Genomic DNA, 19,758 nt, shown 5'->3' with positions numbered 1-19,758 from the left:
CGCGAGGGCGTGCTCGCTTCGTGAGCAGAAATGGTCGGGTCCGATTTCGGGACCCGACCATTTCTGCTCACCACGTGACGGACGGGAGGCCCGGTACCAGCTGGTACCGGGCCTCCCGTCGTGCGTCTGGTCGCGACTAGCGCGCGGCGAGCTCCGACACGATGCCGTCACCGGGGGCGGCCTGCACGAGGTCCGCCGCGATCTCGGCACGCTCGAGGATGCCCTCGATCTTGCGGATGCGACCACGCGGGACCAGGGTCACGACGGTGCCCTCCTTGCCGGCACGACCCGTCCGGCCGGAGCGGTGCATGTACGCCTTGTAGTCGTCCGGGGCGTCCGCCTGCACGACGAGCGACACGTCGTCGACGTGGATGCCGCGGGCGGCGACGTCGGTGGCGACGAGCACGTTCACCCGGCCGCTCGTCAGGAGCTGCAGGTTCCGGGTCCGGCGCGACTGGTTCAGGTCGCCGTGGAGCGACGTGGCACGGATGCCGGCGTCCTCGAACTGGTCGGCCAGGCGCTCGGCGTAGGCACGGGTCCGGGCGAAGACGATCGTCTTGCCGTCGCCGGCGACGAGCTCCTCGAGGACACGGTCCTTCTCGCGCTGCTCGACCACGAGGACACGGTGGTCGATGGTCGAGGACGCCTGGTCCTCACCCGCGACCTCGTGCACGCTCGGCTCGTGCAGGAACTGCTCGACGAGCGCCGCGACCTGGGTGTCGAGCGTCGCGCTGAACAGCAGCTTCTGTGCACGGTTGCCCTGCGGGGTGACCTCGGCGGTGGCGGAGAGGATCTCCTGCACCGGCTCGAGGAACCCGAGGTCGCACATGTGGTCGGCCTCGTCGAGCACGGAGATGACGACCTCGCTGAGGTCGAGCTTCCCCTTGTTCATGAGGTCCTGCACACGACCAGGGGTGCCGACGATGATGTCGACGCCACGCTCGAGCGCGCCCTCCTGGCGGCCGTACGGCACGCCGCCGTAGATCTGCGTCGTGAAGAGGCCCACCGAGCGGGCGATCGGCTGCACCGTGCGGTCGATCTGCAGGGCCAGCTCGCGGGTCGGCGCGAGGATGAGCGCACGCGGGGCGCGGCCCATCTTGCGCTTCGTGCCGCCGCCGTGCTCCATGAGCTTCTCGACGAGCGGGGCGCCGAACGCGATGGTCTTGCCGGAGCCCGTGCGGCCACGGCCGAGGACGTCCTTGCCGGCGATCACGTCGGGGATCGTCGCGGCCTGGATCGGGAACGGGCTGCTCGCGCCGAGCTCCTGCAGGGCGCGGGAGATGTTGCCGCCGATGCCGAGGTCGCCGAAGGTCACGCCCTCGACGTCCGACGCCACGGTGGACTCGGCCTGGAGCTTCGCGAGCTTGACGTCGTCGGCGGGGACGAACTTGCCGCGCTCCGGCTCGTCGAAGGAGCGGCGGGGAGCGCTGCGGTCGTCGCGGTCGAACTTACGCGGAGCGCGGTCGTCGCGATCGAACTTGCGCGGGGCGCGGTCGTCACGGTCGAAGCTGCGACGGGGACGGTCGTCGTTGTCACGACGCGGAGCGCGGTCATCGCGGTCGAAGCTGCGACGCGGGCGGTCGTCGTTGTCACGACGGGGCGCACGGTCATCGCGGTTGAAGCTGCGGGGAGCGCGGTCGTCGCGGTCGAAGCTGCGACGGGGACGGTCGTCGTTGTCACGACGCGGGGCGCGGTCGTCGCGGTCGAACGAACGACGGGGACGATCGTCGTTGTCACGACGGGGCGCACGGTCGTCGCGGTTGAAGCTGCGCGGGGCCCGGTCGTCACGATCGAAGCGACGCGGACGGTCGTCGTTGTCACGACGGGGCGCACGGTCGTCGCGGTCGAAGCGACGGGGAGCGCGGTCGTCACGGTTGAAGCCGCGTCCACCACGGTCGTCGCGCTCCGGGCGGCGCTGGCCGCCGCTGTCGCGGGGCTCCCAGTTCGGGCGCGCGGGGCGCTCGCCCTGCGCCGAGCGGCCGCGACGCTCCTCGGCGTCCCAGCGCTGCTTCTGGCGCGGCGCGGTCGGCTCGGCGGCGCGGAACCCGCGGTGCTTGCTGCTGCGTGCGGCGGGGGTGCCGTTCGGGTGGCGGGGACGATCGGAGGCGCGGTTGTCCGCGCCCTTGTTGTACGGAGCCATGACTGCTTTCTCGGGTGCGCAACGAACCGCAGCGCCCGACAGCGACATCGGCGGGGGCTGCTTGCGGAGAGGGGGTTCATCCCGTCGCGATTCGACGTGATTCCAGCCCTCGAGCAACACACACCCAACAAAAAGCCCGTGATCACGATGTCACGGCGTCGAAGGCCGACCGAGCGAGTCTACGCGACCCCGCGCTCTGATGCCAGCCCCGTCGTCGACGGACGGCCGCGAGCCGGACCCGGCCCGTGCCTCCCGGCCTGCCCGTCGGTCAGGACTCGGCGAGCCGCTGTCGTTGCTCGGCCACGTCGAAGTCCGCCTTCGGCCACGAGAGCTGCATGTCCTCGAGGGCCCGGAGCAGGAGCTGCTGCACCGCCAGGCGGGCGTACCACTTGCGGTTCGCCGGCACGACGTACCAGGGCGCCTGCGGGGTCGAGGTCCGGTCGAACACGATCTGGTACGCGTCCTGGTAGCGGTCCCACAGCAGGCGCTCGTCGATGTCGGCCGGGTTGAACTTCCAGTGCTTGTCGGGACGGTCGAGTCGCTCGCCGAGGCGTTCGCGCTGCTCGTCCTTCGAGATGTGCAGCATCACCTTGACGATGGTGGTGCCCTCGGCGGTGAGGCGGTCCTCGAACTCGGTGATCGCGCCGTACCGTCGTTCGATCTCGTCCGGCGCCGCGAACGCCCGGATGCGCTGGATGAGGACGTCCTCGTAGTGCGAGCGGTCGAAGACGCCGAGCTGCCCGGCACTCGGGAGCTGCCGCTCGATGCGCCAGAGGAAGTCGTGCTCGCGCTCCTCGGCCGTCGGGGCCTTGAAGCCCGCGTACCGCACGCCGTTGGGGTCGACCGCACCGACGACGTGCGAGACGATGCCGCCCTTGCCGGCGGTGTCCATCGCCTGCAGGACGAGCAGCACCCGGCGCTGGTCGCCGGCGGTCGACGCCGCGTACAGGCGCTCCTGCAGGGCGGCGAGGCGGGACGCCCCCGCGGCGAGTGCTTCGAGCCCGTCGATCTTGCGGCCGGGGAAGCCCGGCGTCGCATCCGGGTCGACCTGGTCGAGGCGGAAGCCCGGGTCGACGCGGAGCAGTGGTTCGGGATCGGCGTTCCAGGCCTTGCGACGGCTCACGGGTCCTCCTGCGGTCCTGGCGGCGGGTGCCCCCAGCTCTCATCCTGGCACTGTGGCGGTTCCGCCGTCGGGCTGCGCCGTCCGGTTCCGCCGTCGGGTTGCGCGGTCGGGTGCGCGGTCGGGGTTCCTCCGCTCGGGTGACGTGGCCGGCCTCGGGTGCGGCTACCGTGGAACCGATGAAGTCCGGCCGTCGCACAGTGCTCGCGCTCGTCGCCGCGGTCGTGGCGCTCGGCGCGGTCGCGTCCTGCAGTACGGACCCCGTCGGTGACGAGAACGCGACGGTCACCGCGGACAGCGTCATCTACCCGCTGTCCCTGCAGTACCACGGCATCGACGTGGTCGCGGATGTGCCGTACGGCACGGCTCCGCTGCAGCGACTCGACGTCTGCCTGCCGGCCGACAGCGCCCCGGAGACGACCGCGACCCCCACGGCGACGCCGTCCGCCACCCCGACGGCCGACCCCGCCGAGGCCGCAGCCAGCACCGGTCGGCCCGCGGTGCTGATGATCCACGGCGGCAGCTGGTCGCACGGCGACAAGGCCACGGCCGCCTACCGGTCGGTGTGCAAGTACCTGGCGTCCGAGGGCTTCGTCACGTTCAACGTCGACTACCGGCTCGCCCCCACCGACCCGTTCCCGGCCGGTCTCGACGACGTCCGACGGGCACTCGACTACGTGTTCCGCCCCACGACGCTGTCCACGTACGACGTCGACTCCCAGCGGGTCGGGGTGTTCGGCGGGAGCGCGGGCGGCAACCTGGCGGCGATGCTCGCGGTGACCGACCACGAGTCCGCCGCCTACGCCGAGGGCTACCGGATCCGTGCGGTCGTCGACCTGAGCGGCCCCACGAACCTGACGTCACGCTCGACCCGGGCCGACGGGGTCTCCGCGTCCTTCCAGCGGAAGCAGCTGCTGTACCTCGGCTGCCGGACCTACGCGAAGTGTCCGGCGGCCACCCGGGCGTCGCCGGAGTACCACGTCACCTCGGACACGGCGCCGTTCTTCATCGGGCACTCGACGGACGAGTTCATCCCGCTGTGGGAGTCGCAGGAGTTCGCGGCGACGCTCCGGTCGCACGACGTGCCGGTCACGTTCGTGCAGGTCGAGGGGACGGCGCACTCGATCGCGCAGCTCGACGAGGCGATGAGCCGCCGCGTGGCGACGTTCTTCCGGACCCAGCTGGGCTGAGGCGCTGCGGGGGCGCCGTGCGCACGGCCGCGGGGGCGCCGTGCGCGGGTTCGGCCGCGGGCGGGTTGTGTGCCGCCGAAGCGACATTTCTCGCCGACGAGCGGCCGTCCGTGCCGCGAGAGCGACGTTGTGCCGCCGATGTTCGGCGGAGAAGTGTCGCTTTCGCAGAGACGCCAGAGCGGGCGCGCTCGCGGAGCCGCACTGCCGCGTGCCCCGGGTGGGTGGCACCCGGAGTCGGGACTACTGCCGGCAGCCACCACGTCGCAGACTTCCGGGGTGACCGACACCTCCACCCGCCCTGCACGCGCCGCCGCGACCCGCTGGGACCGTTCCGCGCTGCAGACCTCCGCGGAATTGCTGCTCGGGCTGTCGTTCGCCGCCACCATGGCCTTCGGCGGGTACGCGGCTGCGACCGGGCACCTCGCTGTGTTCGCGCAGGGTGCCGGGATCGTCTTCCTGGTCACGCTGACCTGCGTGCTCGTGTCGTGGTTCCGCGCCGTCGAGCGCGAGGAGCGGGCCGACCGTCCCGCCGTCTCGCCCCTCGCCGCGATCGACGCCGAGTACCGCCGCTAAGCCGCGCTGTCGGAACGCGCCGCTCGACGCCGCTGTCGTTCCGCCCGATGCTCCGCGCGTTCCTGGCGTCGCTCAGCGCGCGCCTGCTTCCGGGTCTTGCCCGCGGCGATCCGGTCCGCGTTGCGCTCGCGTGCCCGCTCGACCACGAAGTACAGCGCCGGCAGCACCACGAGCGTCAGCAGTGTCGAGGACACCAGCCCGCCGATCACGACCAGTGCCAGCGGCTGCGAGATGAACCCGGACTTGCCGGTCAGGCCGATCGCCATCGGCAGCAGCGCGAAGATCGTCGCCATCGCCGTCATCAGGATCGGGCGGAGGCGTCGCGTCGCGCCCTCGATCAACGCCTCACGCACCCGCAAGCCGCGCCGTCGGTACTGGTTGACGAGGTCGATGAGCACGATCGCGTTCGTCACGACGATGCCGACGAGCATGAGCAGACCGATGAGCGACGCGACGCCGATCGGGACACCGGAGGCGATCTGCAGCAGGATCGCGCCCGTCGCCGCGAACGGCACCGACACGAGCAGCAGCAGCGGCTGGAGCAGGCTCCGGAACGTCGCGACCATGATCACGTATACGATCAGCACCGCGACCAGGACCGCGAGGCCGAGCTGCGAGAACGCTGACGACTGGCTGGCGGCGACGCCACCGATGGACGCGGTCGCGCCCTTCGGCAGGTCGAGCTCGTCGACGGCGGTCGTGACGGACTGCACGGCCGCACCCAGGTTGGTGGCGTCCGGCGACACGGTGATCGTGGCGGTGCGGGCGGCGTTCGTCGTGGTGACCGTGGTGGGACCCTCGGACTCCTCCACCGTGGCGACGTCGGAAAGCGGGACGGTGCCGGTACTCGTCGGGACGTCGAGGGCACGGAGCACGGCGATCGTGGTCGGCGGCTCGGGGTCGGCGATGTAGACGTCGAGCGTCGCGTCGTCGATCTCGATGCTGCCGGTGTCCCGCGGTGAGACGGCGGCGGCGACGAGGCCACCCACCTGGGTCTCGGTGAGGCCGAGCGACGCGGCCTTCTGCCGGTCGACCCGGACGGCCAGGAACGGCTCCGCGGCCGACAGGTTGCTCGTGGCGCTCGTGGTGTCGGGGACCGACTGCATGGTCTTCAGCACCTGGCGCGACGCGGTCTCGAGCTGCGCCTGGGTCGGCGCGGTCACGTCGACCTCGATGTCGCTGCTGCCGCCGAACCCGCCGCCGGACGACGCGATGGTGACCTCGCCGACGTCGTCGATCCGCGCGATCGACTTCCGGGCGTCGGCTTGGATCGTGGGCTGGTCGGCCTCGGCATCGGTCGTGACGGCGTACTGCACCGACGCGCTGCCGCCACCGCCGAACGCCGCCTGGATCGACTGGCCGCTCGTGCCGATGGTGGTCTGCACGGTCTCGACGCCGTCGACGCCCTGGAGCGCCCGCTCGACCTTGCGCGCGGATTCGGACTGGACGGCGAGGCTGGAGCCGGCCTTCAGGTCCTGCGTGACCGTGAAGGTGTTCTGCCCCGAGTCGCCGAGGTAGTTCGTGGTGACGAACGGCAGCGTGGCGACCGTGCCGCCGAGGACGATCACGGCGAGCAGGATGACGACGACCGGCTTGCGGACGACCCACCGGAGCACCGGCAGGTACACGCGGCGCAGGCGGTCCACCCGGCCGGCGTCGTGCAGGTCCGCTGCGGAGGCGAGCGCTCCCTCTGGACGATCGCGCTCGGCATCGACCGCCGACGGTACCGCCGCCGCTTCCGCGTCCGTGTCCGCCGCCGCTGCCGCCGCGTCGCCCGGCTTCACCTTCGACGGGCGCAGCCACCAGTACGCCAGCACCGGGACGATGGTGAGCGAGACGAACAGTGACGCGACGAGCGCCAGGGTGACCGTCACGGCGAACGGACGGAACAGTTCCCCTACGAGTTCGGCGACGAAGGCCACCGGCAGGAACACCGCGACGGTGGTCAGGGTCGAGGCGGTGACCGCTCCGGCGACCTCGCGCACGGCCTCCCGCACGGCCTGGCCACGGTCGACTCCGGGGAGCATGTGCCGCTTGATGTTCTCGATGACGACGATCGAGTCGTCGACCACGCGGCCGATCGCGATCGTGAGTGCCGCCAGCGTGATGATGTTGAGCGTGTACCCCGCGGCGCGCATGCCGATCGCGGCGAGGAGCACCGACGTCGGGATCGAGATCGCGGTGACGAGCGTGGAGCGCCACGACAGCAGGAAGACCAGGATGACGATCACCGCGAAGGCGAGCCCGAGCAGCCCTTCTTCGGCCAGGGAGTCGATGGACTGCTGGATGTAGGGCGCCTGGTCGAAGACGACGGTGAAGCGGGGGTCGCCCTCGATCTTGTCCTCGATGCCGGGCAGGGCGTCGCGCACGGTCTTCGAGACGTCGACGGTGTTGGCCTCCTGCGTCTTGGTGATCGAGATCGTCAGGGCCTGCTCACCGTCCACCCGGCTGATCGAGGTGCGCGGTGACTCCGTGATCGCGACCTTCGCGACGTCGCCGAGCGTGGTGTCGGTCGGGGTGGCGGCGGTCGTGGACCCGCCCGTCGCGGCGTCACCCGTGGGCGCGGAACCGGTCGCACCCGTGCCGGTCCCCGTCGTACCCGTCCCCGTCGTACCCGTCCCGGTCGCGCCCACGGCCGTACCGTCACCGGACGCCGTCCCACCGGCGCCAGCGGACCCGGCCCCGTCCGAACCCGACGAACTCGACGAGCTCGACGAACTCGTCAACGGCAGCGCGCGGATGTCCTTGAGCGAGGCGATCCGCTCGCCCGTCTGCACCGACAGCGTCGAGCCGTCCTCGGTGATCGTGCCGCCGGGGATCAGGGTGCCGTTGTCGTCGAGGGCGTCCGAGATCGCCGTCTGGGTGAGGCCACGGGCGGCGAGCTCGTCCTGGTCGGGCGTGATGACGACGCGACGGCCCGGGTTGCCGAAGACGTCCGCCTGCCGCACGCCGTCGAGCTTCTCGAGGTCGGGGATCGCCGAGGCCTGCAGCCGGTCGACGAGCTGCTCCTGGTTGCCGGACGCCGAGACCGCGACCTGCAGCACCGGCAGGTCGTCGAAGGACCCGGTGACGATCTGCGTCTGCACCGAGTCGGGCAGCGACAGCGCGTTCACCGCGGTCTGGATCTTGTCCTCGGCGCTGGCCAGGTTCGATCCGTACTGGAACGACGCCGACACCACGCTCTGTCCGGTGGACGAGGTCGCGCTGGTGGACTCGAGGTCCGGGACGACCTGGATCGCCTGCTCGATCTTCGTCGAGACGTCGTTGGACACCACCTCGGGCGTGGCACCCGGGTACGCGCTGACGATCGCGACCTGCGGGAACTCAACGCTCGGGATCAGCTCCTGCTTGAGGTTTGACAGCGCGATGCCGCCGAAGATCGCGACGACGATGGTGACGAGCGCGATGAGGGCCCGGTTGCGGAGGCTGAAGACCGAGAGGAGGTGCACGTCATCGATCCTCGCAGCCGTAGCCCGTGCGCGTCCGCATCAGGCCTTCGGGTCAGCCGTCGGGTCAGCCACCGAGCAGCAGGTACGCGCCGAGCACGCCGACGGTGCCGAGCACGCCGCTGCCGAGGGCGATCACGCGGCCGACCGACGACCGGGCGGTGGCCACCCCGACGACGAGCACGAGGATGCCGACGACGATCTCGACCACCCAGGTCACCGGGCCGGTCGTGGCCACCACCTGCAGCAGCGCCCGCACCCCCTCGCCGATCAGGATCGCGGCGGTGACCCCGAACGCTCCGGCACGCCAGCGGGCGTCGCGGGAGCGGACGAACACGGCGACCGCACCGGCGAGCAGCCCGGCGGGGACGCCGAGCAGCACCCACAGGTTTGTGACGGACAGGAAGTCCGGGTAGCCGCGCAGGTTCGTCGTGGCCCAGTAGCCGACGTGCATGAGTTCGAGCAGCACGACGCCGAGCAGCATCGCGAGCGGCAGGGCGAACCGGCCGGCACGGGCTCCGGCGCCGATGCACAGCGCGACGGCGACCAGGAACCAGGGGCCGGCCGAGTTGGCGACCGACGACAGTGCGGGCACGGTCTGCCCGAACGAGGTCAGCACACCGGCGAGCAGCGCACCGCTCAGGGCCATCGTGACGCGCACCAGAGCCGGCACCGCGGGGCACGGCTCGGACGGCGACGAGGGCGTCGGGGACGCAGCAGCGGCCGGAGCACCGGCGGACAGGGTCGCGTTCATGGCATCAGCATCGCGTCGTCCGCCGCCGCGCACATCACCCCACGGAGCGAGAACGACCCCAGCCCCTCACCCCAGAGGATGACCCCACGACTGCTCACACCACCGCGGCGAGCGACCCCCGCACCCCGGCGGACTCCCCGCCGACCCGCGCCCACGCCCGGTCGAGCACGTCCACCAGACGGCCGCGGTCCGCCGGCGCCATCGTGAACGGCACCCGCAGGAACCGTTCGAACCCGCCGTCCGGGCCGAACACCCCGCCGGAGGCCAGCACCACCCCCTCGGACCGCGCGGCCAGCACGAGCGCACTCGACACCGGACGGCCGAGGCCCACCCACGTCGTCAGCCCACCTGCGGGCGACGGGACGTCCCATTCCGGGAGTCGTGCCCTGAGCGCGCCCACGACGTCGTCGCGACCCTGTCGCAGGTACTCGCGCCGCGCCTCCAGGACGGCTGCCGTGCGTGGGACCAGCTCCCGCGCGACCAACTGGTCGAGGACGGGCGTGCCGAGGTCGCCCGTCGGGCGGGCGGCGAGCAGCCGCTGCAGGAGGGCCGGTGCGGCGCGGATCCAGCCGATCCGCAGGCCGCCCCAGAAGACCTTGTCGGCTGACCCGATCATCACGACCGACGCGCCCGACGGGTCCGCTGCTGCCAGCGGCAGCGACGGCACGCCGTCGATCCGCAGCTCGCCCATCGTCTCGTCGGCGACCACCGTCGTGCCGACCGATGCTGCGACCGACAGCAGGAGCTGGCGGGTGGACGGGGACATGGTCGCACCGGTCGGGTTGTGCAGCTCGGGCATGACGTAGGCGACGGCCGGCGCGGTCCGGCGCAGCGTCGTCTCGAGCGCGGCGGCGTCCCACCCGGTCCGTGCATCGACGGGCACGCCGACGAGCCGTCCGCCGGCCTCGCGGAACGCCTCGTGCGCGTGCGGGTAGGTCGGGGACTCGACGAGCACGGCGTCACCGCGACGGACGAGCACCCGGGCGAGCAGCGCGATGGCGTGCTGCGCGCCGATCGTCACGATCACCTGGGACGGATCGGTCGGCAGTCCGCGCTCGGTGTACCGGTCGGCGATGGCGGCACGGAGCCCGGGGTCGCCGACGGTGTCGTACCCGATGCCGGCGAGCGCCGCCGGCACGTGTCGCACCGCCCGCTCGACGGCCTCGGCCATCCCCGGTGCCGAGTGCAGCGCGGCCTTGCGCAGGTCGAGGAGCTCGCCGTCGACCACCCCGCCGAGCCGTTCCGGGTCGGGACGACCGATCAGGGACGCGGGCAGGTGGACCACGCTGCCGGAGCCACGGACCGACACGACGAACCCGTCGGACCGCAGCCGGGCGTACGCGTTCGCCACGGTCGTGCGGGAGATGCCGAGCGCGGTCGCGAGCCCACGCTCCGCCGGCAGTCGCACGCCCTGCGCGACCCGGCCGTCGATGACGAGCACCCGGATGGCGTCGGACAGGGCCTCGTACGCCGGGGCGTCGGTGCCGTCGCGCCAGTCGGTGAGCAGCAGGGCAGCAGATCGGGCACTCAGCAGCACGGGTGTCATGGGTCCACGGTAGCGCGATTGGCTCTCGACCAGCAGTCCAATCCGCATCGACGATGAACCCATGTCCCGCAGCACCGCCCTCACGTTCCGCTTCGTCCAGCTCTTCGTCGGCCTGTTCCTCTACGGCGCCTCCACCGCGCTGCAGGTCCGAGCGGTCGTCGGCGTCTCGTCGTGGACCGTCCTGACGCAGGGCCTCGAGAACGTGGTGCCGTGGTCGTTCGGCGTCATCACCGTCGTGTCGAGCGGCGTGATCCTGCTCTTCTGGATCCCGTTGCGCCAGAAGCCGGGCATCGGCACGCTGCTGAACGCGCTGGCGATCGGGCCGAGCGCCGACCTGGTGCTCTGGCTCGTGCCGGAGCCGTCCGGACTGCTCGCCCGGATCGCACTGTTCGTCGCGGGACTGGTGCTGCTCGCCGTCGCGACGGCGTTCTACATCGGAGCAGGCTTCGGGACCGGCGCCCGTGACGGCCTGATGGTCGGGCTGCACGAGCGCCTCGGCTGGCCGCTCTGGCTCGCGCGCACGCTGGTCGAGGTGTCGGTCGTCATCGTCGGCTGGATCCTCGGCGGGAACGTCGGGGCCGGCACCGTCATCGCCGCCTTCGCGATCGGTCCGATGGTGCAGCCGCTCATGCCGTTCTTCCGGCGGTTCCCGTGGAGCCCCGAGCACTGGGTCGTCCGGGAGGCCCGTCCCACCTCCGTCGCGCACGCTTCGTGAGCAGGAATGGTCGGGTCGCAGGGCCCCACCCGATCATTTCTGCTCACCATCCGCCCGGCATCCTTGCGCCGCGTCGAGTCGCGATATAGCGTGACTCGCACAGACGCGATACAACGCGAGTTGGAGGAAGCAACGTGACGCAGGAGAAGTGGCTCGTCGACGAGCCCAAGGTCATCGACACCGGCATCGTCCGCACACTCCGTGTCGGACTCGTCGGTGGTCAGGTGGACGTCGTGGCACACGACGAACCCACCGCACGGGTCGAGGTCCACAGCGTGTCCGGCAAGCAACTGAAGATCGAGGTCGACGGCGACACGCTCACCGTCGACCACCCGCAGATCCGGTGGGACGACCCCATCGGGTTCCTCAAGTCGTTCCGCGGCAAGGCCCACGCGGACGTCAGCATCCTGGTCCCCCGCGACGCCTCGGTCACCCTGGGCGTCGTCTCGGCGGGTGCGCTGCTGTCCGGCACGAACCGCGGAGCGATGCTCAACACGGTGTCCGGTGACCTCGTCGTCGACGGTGTCGCCGGCGACGTCACGGTCAACGCCGTCTCGGGCGCGACGACCATCCGCGAGCTCGACGGCGCGCTGACGGTCCACACGGTCTCGGGTGACGTCGTGGCCACGGGCGAGATCCCGCGGTTCCAGGCGGACGGTGTCTCGGCAGACGTCGTGCTCGACCTGCACGGCGTGCCGGAGTCGGCGCGCGTCAACACGGTCTCTGGTGGCGTGAGCGTCCGGCTCGAGGACGGTGTCGCCTACCAGTGCACCGTCAGCACGGCGTCCGGCAAGCTGCAGTTCGACGACTCCGAGATCCGCGGCGTGCGCGGCTCGTACGTCAAGCAGGGTGGCGAGCTGGCCGGCCAGTGGCTCGACCTGCGCGTGATCTCGGTCTCCGGAGACATCGCGGTGCTGCATGCCCCGCCGGTCGCAGCGGACCAGACCGCGGCGCCGACGACCCCGGCCGCGCCGACCACCCCTGTTCCGCCGACTGCTCCGACCGCCCCGACGGACCCGGCTGCGCCGACCAACGACGGCGAGGTGCCCGCATGAGTCCCGTCTTCGCCCACGGCCACCTCCGCCTGTACCTGCTCGTGCTGCTGGCGGACCACCCGATGCACGGCTACGAGCTCATCCAGGCCCTCGGCGACCGGTTCGGCGGTACCTACGTGCCGAGCGCCGGCACCGTGTACCCGCGGCTCGCGAAGCTCGAGGAAGAGGGCCTTGTCTCGAAGACCGCCGACGGCCGCAAGACCGTCTACGCGATCACCGAGGCCGGGCGCACCGAACTCGCGGCCCGTGCCGACGAGATCGCCGCGGTCGAGTCCGGGGTCGCCGACTCGGTGAAGTCCCTGGCCGACGGCGTCCGTGCCTCGGTCGGCGAGGCGATGCGCTCCCTCCGTGCAGACCTCGCCGCCTCGGCGGAGAGCCCCGGCACCGGTTCCCACGAGGACCCCGTCTCGGTGCCGTCGGAGAGCGCCCGCGCCCTGCGCGAGCTCGAGATGGCGTTGTCGTCGTTCCGGCAGCAGGTCCGCGCGGACCTGCGCCGACGTGCGACCCGCGGCACGCTCCGTGCGGACACCGTGACGCGTCTGCGTGACGGCCTGGAGGCCCTGCGCAAGTCGCTCTGACGGCCCGCGGCCGACAGGTGGTCGCGACCAGAGCCTCCCGGCCGCCCGTCGCACCGCCCCACCCACGGAACCAGGTTCCGGACACAGCACCACGCCGATCCGGGGTGTCGTGACCGGAACCCGGTTCCGTTCGCGCGCCCCAGCCCGCCGTGCGCGCGCTACAGCCCGCCGTCGGCGAACGCGACCATCGCGTCGCGCAGCGCCCGTGCCGCACCCGCTCCGGCCCAGTCGTAGGCGTGCGCGAACCGCTCGTCGTGCACGTACATCTCGGCGAGTGTCCGGAACCGCTCCGCAGTGAGGTCCGCCGGCGGCGTCGACTCGGCGAGCCACGCGAACTGCCGCCGCGCCAGTGCCTGCGCGGCCGGCGAGTCCGGGCCGTCGCCGGACGCGGCGAGCGCTGCGGCGTCCTGGGCGATCGCGCGCAGTTCGTCCTGGAACGCCTGCTTGCCCGCGGTGTCCTTCGCGTCCCACCAGGCGGTGCCGCGCTGCCAGGCGTCCGCTCCCCAGCGCTCCTCGACCTCGTGCTTGAAGCGGGTCTGGTCGAACCCGTCGAAGGTGTCCGTGGCGTTCATGGTGTCCCCGTTCTCGATCCTGGTGATGGTTGTGCGCACGGCGGCGAGTTGCCGGGCGAGGCGGTCCCGCTCGCGTTCGAGCCAGGCGACGTGTGCGGTGAGCGCGGCGACGTCGTCCTGCTCGCCGTCGAGGACCCGGCGGATGTCGGGCAGCCCGAGGCCGAGGCCGCGCAGCAGCAGGATGCGCTGCAGCCGGACGAGTGCCCGGTCGTCGTAGCGGCGGAGTCCGCCGTCGCCGACGGCGGTGGCCGGCAGCAGCCCGATGGCGTCGTAGTGGCGGAGCGTGCGGCTCGACACCCCGGCGGATCGCGCCACGTCGGCGATGCCGTGCGGTGCTTTCGCAGCTGCGGTGGCGATGTCTGACGGATCCCTCATGCAGCCCACCGTAGAGGTTGACGCAACGTCAACCGCAAGAGGTGATCGGGGTGCGACGTCGACGACACGCGACCGAGCGGGAATGACCGCCCGGGCACCCGTGTTGACTCCCGCCCGGAACTGAGTAGGTTTGCCGCTCGTGACGAACGAGGTCCGGTCGCTGAAAGCGCGACTGATCGGGGATCCCCTCCCCTCTGAGAAGCTCGAAGGACAGCTCCTCCCGAAGCACCTGGCACTGCCGATCTTCGCGAGTGACCCGCTGTCCTCCGTCGCGTACGCACCGCAGGAACTGCTGATGATCCTGCTGCTCGGCGGGATGTCGTTCCTGACCTTCGCACCGTGGGTGGCCGCGCTCGTCGTGCTGCTGCTCGTGGTGGTCGTCGCGTCGTACCGGCAGCTCATCAAGGCGTACCCGTCCGGCGGCGGCGACTACGAGGTCGCGCACCGGAACCTCGGCGAGAAGGCCGGGCTGGTCGTCGCGAGCGCGCTGCTCGTCGACTACGTCATGACGGTCGCCGTGTCGGTGGCATCCGGCGTGGACAACATCATCTCGGCCCTGCCGATGCTGAACGACGTCCGCGTCGAACTCGCGCTCGTGTTCGTCGTGCTCCTCGCCGCCACGAACCTGCGCGGCGTGCGGGAGTCGAGCAAGGCGTTCGCCATCCCCACCTACCTGTTCGTGGCGTCGGTGTTCGTCATGGTCGTCACCGGACTGGTCCGCGTCGCCGCCGGGCACGCACCGGTCGCCGAGTCCGCCGGGTACACCGTCGACAACGTCGAGCACACGACGCAGGCGGCGTTCATCCTGCTGCTCCTCCGGGCCTTCGCCTCCGGCTGCTCGGCCCTGACCGGCGTCGAGGCCATCGCGAACGGCGTGCAGGCCTTCCGACGCCCGAAGATCAAGAACGCGCAGGCGACCCTGGTGGCGATGGGCGGCATCGCGATCGTCCTGTTCATCGGGCTCATCACGCTCGCGCTCGTGTCCCGCGTGCACTACGCCGAACGCGCCTGCGACCTGCAGGGGTTCGCGGACTGCGCCACGACGCCGCAGCGCTCCCTCATCGCCCAGATCGCGGCGGCGACGTTCGGTGACAACTCGGTGCTGTTCTTCGTCATCCAGGCGACGACGGCGGCGGTCCTGCTCCTCGCCGCGAACACGGCGTTCAACGGGTTCCCGCTGCTCGGCTCGATCCTGGCCCGCGACTCCTACGCCCCCAAGGCCCTGTCCACCCGCGGCGACCGGCTCATCTACTCGAACGGCGTCATCGTCCTGGCGCTCGTCGCCGCAGCGCTGCTCGTGGTGTACCGGGCGAACGTCACGAGCCTCATCCAGCTCTACATCATCGGCGTCTTCGTGTCGTTCACCCTCGGGCAGACGGGCATGGTCGTGCACTGGACGCGACTGCTGCGCGCGGACCGGGCCGGCACCGCCGATCCGTCCGTCAACCGCGCGCAGGTGGTGCGCTCCCGCACCATCAACGCGATCGGCGCCACGTTCACCCTCGTCGTCCTGGTCATCGTCACGATCACCAAGTTCACGCACGGCGCCTGGCTCGTGTTCCTGATCATGCCGATCCTGTACGTGCTCATGCTCGGCGTGAACCGTTACTACCGCGACGTCTCGCACGAGATCGAGGCCGACGTCGAGACCGAGTTCGGTGCCACCGGCGACCACGCCGTCGTGCTCGTGAACAAGCTGCAGAAGCCCGTGCTGAAGGCCCTCGACTACGCGATCGCCGCCGAGCATGCCAGCTGCGAGGCGGTCCACGTCGCGATCGACGACGCCGACGCCCAGAACCTGCGCGACCAGTGGGCCGAGTACGGCATCCGGATGCCGTTGACCATCGTGCCGAGTCCGTACCGCGACATCTCGATGCCGCTCATCAAGTACATCAAGGCGCACCGGCTCGAGCACGGCTCCGAGGTCGTCACCGTCTACACCCCGATCTTCATCGTCGGTCACTGGTGGGAGGGCCTGCTCCACAACCACCGCGGTCGTCGCATCCGCAAGAAGCTCCTGCTCGTGCACGGCGTCACCGTGGCGCTGGTGCCGTGGCTGCTCGACTCGTCCGAGCTGCTGTACGGCCGCCGGTCGCGTCCGCTCCCCGGCCAGGAGCGTCGCGGCGAGCCCGTGCGGCCGCCGCTCCGCCGGTCCCTCGCCGGCTCGGCCGGAGCGCCGGTCGACGGTGTCGTCGACGATCGCCTGGCCCGGTCCGCGCAGCGGAACAGCCTGCAGCCGCGTCGCGCGACCCGACCGGCCGGTCCCGCCGAAGGCGTCGACCCCGCGCAGTGCACCGGTGAGCTGCACGCGCTCGTGCCGACCTCGCCGCGCCGGGGCGACGAGTCGTAGCATCTGACGTCATGACGATCACCGACCTGCGGACGTTCGCCACGTTCGACGGCCACGGCGGCAAGGTGTCGAAGCGCGTCGAGGTGCTGGACCACGAGCCCGTCGCGGGCAGCCGCCACGAAGGACTCGTCGCCGTGCGCGGCGAACACCCCCTGGGTGCGCTCGACGAGCGCGCCGCCGACGAGTCGGCAGCGCTGTCGCGCGGCGTCCCCAGCGTCGGGTGGGTCGACCCGTCGACGCTCCGCGACTGGTACCGCCCGGACCGCGTGGTCATCACCCGGCTCGAAGCGCGGCAGTCCGGCATCGAGCCCGGTCTCTACGCCGATTCGCGCGGTCGCGGACGGGTCCGGATCGACGGCCTGGAGGCACGGCTCGCCCCCGACGGTCGCCCCGCCTTCCGCGCACTGGCCGGTTCCGAGGCGCCCTGGGTGGTCGACGTCCCCCTGCCGACGGACCAGGCGGTGCGCCTCGTGGCGGTCGCCGAGGTCGACGAGGGCTTCGAGGTCGTGACCGCTCCGGTGTCCCCGTTCCTGCAGCCCGGCGAGTACGCGGCGTACGACGACGACGTCCCCGGTCTGCCCCCGCGGCCGTCCAGCGGCCGGGTCGTGGTGTCCGCGACCGTGCTGCTCGACGGCTCGCTGCACGAGGTCGAGCGGATCGACGAGCAGGCCGCGACGATCTGGGTCCGTCGCGAGGGACGGACCGTGCCGATCGCCACGAGTGCGGTCGGACCGGACCTGGTGCGGTACTCGGCCACGCCGGTCTGACGGGGGACAAGGGCCTGCGGGGTGCGTCGGAGGTGCGGCGTAGCGTCCTCGGCATGAGTGATGCAGAAGAGACCCTCGGCGGCGCCCGTCCGGACCCGTCGACCGACGCGAGCAAGGACCCCGAGCAGTGGGTCACCGGTGACGAGCCGATGACCGGACCCCAGCGGAGCTACCTCGACACCCTGGCCCGCGAAGCCGGCGAGGAGCTCTCCGCTGACCTGACCAAGGCCGAGGCCTCGGAGCACATCGACCGCCTGCAGCAGCAGACCGGACGCGGCACGGACGCCACGGGTTCCTGAGAGCGGGTCCGCCCTTCGGCGGACCCCAGCCTGGGCATGTTCTGGTGATGTCCGGGCAGACCCCCGGACGAGGGGGTTCGATGACGCGTCACCGGTTAGCTTCGTGGCCATGCGAACGACATCGACCTCCATCGGCCTGACCGCGCTCCGCATCGTCCTCGGGGTGGTGTTCATCGCCCACGGCGCGCAGAAGTTCGCCCAGGGCATCCCGAACGTGGCCCAGGGCTTCTCCGGCATGGGCGTCCCGCTCGCCGACGTCGCTGCACCCCTGGTGGCGGGCCTCGAACTCGTCGGCGGTGTGCTGCTCGTGCTCGGCATCGCGACCCGCGTCGTGGGCGTCCTGCTCGCCGTCGACATGGTCGTCGCGGGGTTGCTCGCGCACGCGTCGTCCGGCTTCTACTCGCAGGACGGCGGCTTCGAGTACGTGCTCGTCCTGGCAGTCGGGTCGCTCGTCGTGGCGCTGACCGGCCCGGGGCGGTTCTCGCTCGACGCCGTGTTCCTGGCGTCGTCCCGTCGCCGTCGTGGCGTGCAGGAGCCCCTGCCCGCCTGACCCGCGCTGCGCCGCCCTGCGCCCCCTGGTGCGAGGTTGATCACTCGGTGCGCCGAAAGAACCTCGCACCGGGTGGTCAACCTCGCACCAGGCGGAGCGGCTCACGCGGCGGCGAGCACGTCCATCACCTGGCGGGCGATGAGCCGTCCGGCCCGGTTCGCCCCGATCGTCGACGCCTGCGGCCCGTAGCCCGCCAGGAACAACCGCGGCTCGTCGACCGAGCGCCCGTCCGCCACGACGACCCCGCCGGCCGCGGTCCGCAGGTGCAGCGGCGCGAGGTGCCGCAGGTCGGCCCGGAACCCGGTCGCCCAGAGCACCGCGTCGGCGTGCACGTGCGCGCCGTCGGCCGTCACCACGCCGGTCTCGTCCATCCGGGTGAACATCGGCTGGTCGCGAAGCACCCCGCGGTCGATGCCCGCGCGGATCCGCCGCGAGACCGGCACGCCCGTGCCGCTCACGATGCTCGGCAGCACCTCGCCGGCACGGGCCGCCCGGTCCTGCTCGTCGACCGCTGCGACCGCCGACTCGAGGTCGAGCGACGACGAGTCCGCCCACACCGTCGGCCGTCGGGTGAACCAGTGGGTCGACCGGGCGACGCCGTCGAGTTCGAGCAGGAATCCGATGGCACTCGTCCCGCCGCCGACCACGACGACGTCCTGCCGGGCGAACTCCGCGGCGCTGCGGTACTCGGTCGTGTCGAGCTGTCGTCCGCGGAACGCGCCTCGGCCCGGGTACCACGGCACGAACGGCGTGCCCCACGTGCCCGATGCGTTCACCACGACGTCGGCGCGGATCCGGGTCTCGGTGCCGTCGGCGGAGCGGGTCGTGACGCACAGTCGGCCGTCTGCGGTGCGCGAGACCGACGGCACCGAGACCGGACGCCGGACCCGCAGGTCGTAGTGCTGCTCGAACCGCCGGTAGTACTCCCCCACGACGTCCCGGGCGGGTCGTGACCGATCGGCGTCGTCGAACTGCAGCCCCATCGCCCGCATCCCCGGCAGGTCGTGCACGCGGTGCGCCGCGCCGAGGCGCAGGGCCTCCCACCGGAACTGCCAGGCGCCGCCCGTGCTCGGGGCACGATCGAGCAGCACCAGGTCGGTGCCGGGCACGAGCCCCAGCCGGCGCAGGTGGTATCCCACCGACAGTCCGGCCTGCCCCGCACCGATGACGACGACACGGGCGGACTGGTCGGCTGGGTTCTCGAGGGGTTCGGTCATCACTTCGATTCTCCTGTGCGCGGAGCCGTCGCGGCGACGTCCAGATCGAGGTACATGGTAGAGTGATCGGCAGATTTCAAACCACGAACCGTCTGGTTCCCCGAGTGATCTTCCGTCATTCGCCAGGACCGGACCAGAGCCGAACGAGGGGGTCACGCATGGGGCGCGGCCGTCAAAAGGCGAAGCACACCAAGGTCGCCCGTGAGCTGAAGTACTTCAGCCCGCAGACGAACTACGGTGCACTCGAGCAGGAGCTCTCCGCCGGACAACACTCCGATGACGATCTCGTCGACCGCTGGGCGGACCAGTACGGTCCCGAAGCGGCAGACGAATCCGACGAGTTCGAGACCGAAGCGGACCAGAACAAGTCCGCCTGACCGGCACAGCCGTCACGCCGCGCGCCTCCGGGCAGCGCGGCGTTTCTGCGTGCCCACGCGGATGACGCGGACCGGTCACGACTCCCCACGCGGGGAACGCCGAGTGGTCACGAAGTGCCGCCCGCGGCCGGACC

General features: G+C 71.7%; 17 protein-coding genes. 10 read left to right on the top strand and 7 right to left on the bottom strand.

Features of this window, described 5'->3' with window-relative positions:
• Window positions 1-136: 136 nt before the first annotated feature.
• Together EDF51_RS16485 and EDF51_RS16480 are read right to left on the bottom strand one after the other, a co-directional pair.
• Window positions 137-2,140 carry a DEAD/DEAH box helicase gene (locus tag EDF51_RS16485; RefSeq protein ID WP_131880756.1) on the bottom strand — a complete coding sequence of 668 codons (2,004 nt, stop codon included), beginning with the start codon at window positions 2,138-2,140 and terminating at the stop codon, window positions 137-139.
• A 268-nt stretch (window positions 2,141-2,408) separates the two neighbouring features.
• On the bottom strand, window positions 2,409-3,263 hold the full coding sequence (locus EDF51_RS16480) for a polyphosphate kinase 2 family protein (protein WP_243648844.1): 855 nt from the start codon (window positions 3,261-3,263) through the stop codon (window positions 2,409-2,411).
• Window positions 3,264-3,439: 176 nt separating this feature from the next.
• Here EDF51_RS16480 and EDF51_RS16475 point away from each other — a divergent pair, with 176 nt between their 5' ends.
• A complete protein-coding gene (locus EDF51_RS16475; protein WP_134195707.1) occupies window positions 3,440-4,450 on the top strand; it encodes an alpha/beta hydrolase in 1,011 nt (336 codons plus the stop codon).
• Between the two features lie 276 nt (window positions 4,451-4,726).
• Window positions 4,727-5,023, top strand: a complete 297-nt coding sequence (locus EDF51_RS16470) for a hypothetical protein (RefSeq protein WP_131880754.1) — start codon at window positions 4,727-4,729, stop codon at window positions 5,021-5,023.
• Here the strand turns inward: EDF51_RS16470 and EDF51_RS16465 are convergent.
• The 3 genes from EDF51_RS16465 to EDF51_RS16455 form a co-directional block, all read right to left on the bottom strand.
• Window positions 5,020-8,472 (bottom strand): efflux RND transporter permease subunit, encoded by a 3,453-nt coding sequence (locus tag EDF51_RS16465; RefSeq protein WP_131880752.1) that lies wholly within the window; start codon window positions 8,470-8,472, stop codon window positions 5,020-5,022. The genes EDF51_RS16470 and EDF51_RS16465 overlap by 4 nt on opposite strands.
• A 64-nt stretch (window positions 8,473-8,536) precedes the next feature.
• Complete coding sequence (locus EDF51_RS16460; RefSeq protein WP_134195706.1) at window positions 8,537-9,223, bottom strand: DUF6518 family protein; 687 nt, start codon at window positions 9,221-9,223, stop codon at window positions 8,537-8,539.
• A gap of 94 nt (window positions 9,224-9,317) precedes the next feature.
• The gene (locus EDF51_RS16455; RefSeq protein ID WP_131846941.1) at window positions 9,318-10,769 is read right to left on the bottom strand and encodes a PLP-dependent aminotransferase family protein; all 1,452 of its coding nucleotides are present in this window, start codon (window positions 10,767-10,769) and stop codon (window positions 9,318-9,320) included.
• Window positions 10,770-10,830: 61 nt separating this feature from the next.
• Here EDF51_RS16455 and EDF51_RS16450 point away from each other — a divergent pair, with 61 nt between their 5' ends.
• The 3 genes from EDF51_RS16450 to EDF51_RS16440 all read left to right on the top strand — a co-directional run bounded on the left by EDF51_RS16450 (window position 10,831) and on the right by EDF51_RS16440 (window position 13,117).
• Window positions 10,831-11,484, top strand: a complete 654-nt coding sequence (locus EDF51_RS16450; RefSeq protein WP_134195705.1) for a hypothetical protein — start codon at window positions 10,831-10,833, stop codon at window positions 11,482-11,484.
• Window positions 11,485-11,618: 134 nt separating this feature from the next.
• Complete coding sequence (locus EDF51_RS16445; protein WP_134195704.1) at window positions 11,619-12,539, top strand: DUF4097 family beta strand repeat-containing protein; 921 nt, start codon at window positions 11,619-11,621, stop codon at window positions 12,537-12,539.
• A complete protein-coding gene (locus tag EDF51_RS16440; RefSeq protein ID WP_111085559.1) occupies window positions 12,536-13,117 on the top strand; it encodes a PadR family transcriptional regulator in 582 nt (193 codons plus the stop codon). Before EDF51_RS16445 ends, EDF51_RS16440 begins: the two co-directional genes overlap by 4 nt.
• 158 nt (window positions 13,118-13,275) lie before the next feature.
• Here the strand turns inward: EDF51_RS16440 and EDF51_RS16435 are convergent, their stop codons facing one another.
• Window positions 13,276-14,064, bottom strand: coding sequence for a MerR family transcriptional regulator (locus EDF51_RS16435; RefSeq protein ID WP_134195703.1), 789 nt, complete (start codon window positions 14,062-14,064; stop codon window positions 13,276-13,278).
• A 130-nt stretch (window positions 14,065-14,194) separates the two neighbouring features.
• Between EDF51_RS16435 and EDF51_RS16430 the strand changes: the two genes are divergently transcribed.
• The 4 genes from EDF51_RS16430 to EDF51_RS16415 all read left to right on the top strand — a co-directional run bounded on the left by EDF51_RS16430 (window position 14,195) and on the right by EDF51_RS16415 (window position 18,030).
• Window positions 14,195-16,414 carry an APC family permease gene (locus EDF51_RS16430; protein ID WP_123937529.1) on the top strand — a complete coding sequence of 740 codons (2,220 nt, stop codon included), beginning with the start codon at window positions 14,195-14,197 and terminating at the stop codon, window positions 16,412-16,414.
• Between the two features lie 11 nt (window positions 16,415-16,425).
• Complete coding sequence (locus EDF51_RS16425; protein WP_111085562.1) at window positions 16,426-17,181, top strand: hypothetical protein; 756 nt, start codon at window positions 16,426-16,428, stop codon at window positions 17,179-17,181.
• Between the two features lie 53 nt (window positions 17,182-17,234).
• On the top strand, window positions 17,235-17,480 hold the full coding sequence (locus EDF51_RS16420; RefSeq protein ID WP_131880742.1) for a DUF3072 domain-containing protein: 246 nt from the start codon (window positions 17,235-17,237) through the stop codon (window positions 17,478-17,480).
• A gap of 109 nt (window positions 17,481-17,589) precedes the next feature.
• Window positions 17,590-18,030, top strand: coding sequence for a DoxX family protein (locus tag EDF51_RS16415; protein ID WP_131880740.1), 441 nt, complete (start codon window positions 17,590-17,592; stop codon window positions 18,028-18,030).
• Between the two features lie 101 nt (window positions 18,031-18,131).
• Here EDF51_RS16415 and EDF51_RS16410 read toward each other — a convergent pair whose 3' ends face one another.
• Complete coding sequence (locus EDF51_RS16410) at window positions 18,132-19,247, bottom strand: NAD(P)-binding domain-containing protein (RefSeq protein ID WP_131880738.1); 1,116 nt, start codon at window positions 19,245-19,247, stop codon at window positions 18,132-18,134.
• A 158-nt stretch (window positions 19,248-19,405) separates the two neighbouring features.
• On the opposite strand from EDF51_RS16410, the gene EDF51_RS16405 reads away from it, so the two are divergent.
• The gene (locus tag EDF51_RS16405; protein ID WP_111085566.1) at window positions 19,406-19,624 is read left to right on the top strand and encodes a DUF3073 domain-containing protein; all 219 of its coding nucleotides are present in this window, start codon (window positions 19,406-19,408) and stop codon (window positions 19,622-19,624) included.
• The last annotated feature ends 134 nt before the right edge of the window (window positions 19,625-19,758 follow it).

Origin of the sequence: Curtobacterium sp. PhB25 (genome assembly GCF_004365375.1) — a bacterium.
GTDB lineage: Bacteria > Actinomycetota > Actinomycetes > Actinomycetales > Microbacteriaceae > Curtobacterium.
This window is presented reverse-complemented; position numbering and strand designations above follow the sequence as displayed.